Here is a 393-nt window from a genome sequence, read left to right as displayed (position 1 = left end):
TGGCCGTCGGCGCGCTGGAAGCCCCGGCCTACCCGATCAACAGCCGGGTTGTGACCACCTGGTTCCCCGAGCGCGAGCGCGCCACCGCGATTGGCGTCTATACCTCCGGGCAGTTTGTCGGGCTGGCGTTTCTCACGCCCGTGCTGGCCTGGCTGCAGCATGCGTTCGGCTGGCATATGGTGTTCGTCGCCACCGGTGGCGTGGGCATTCTGTGGGCGGTGATCTGGTATGCGGTGTACCGCGAGCCGAAAGATTTCAAAGGCGCCAACGCCGCCGAAATCGAGCTGATCCGCGAAGGTGGCGGCCTGGTGGACATGCAGGAAAAAGCCGCCAAGGCGCCGTTCAGTTGGGTCGACCTCGGCATTGTGCTGAGCAAGCGCAAACTCTGGGGCA

1 protein-coding gene is annotated in these 393 nt (G+C 64.9%); it reads left to right on the top strand.

Annotation, left to right across the window (positions count from 1 at the left end; all coding sequences use genetic code 11):
• Positions 1-393, top strand: a 393-nt coding sequence (locus AC0L20_RS40070) for an MFS transporter (protein WP_473295680.1), incomplete at both ends; no start/stop codon positions are given.

The sequence above is a fragment of the Bradyrhizobium sp. Kon58 genome (assembly GCF_055807455.1).
Note: the sequence above shows the minus strand (reverse complement) of the source record. Positions and strands in the feature narration are given on the sequence as shown.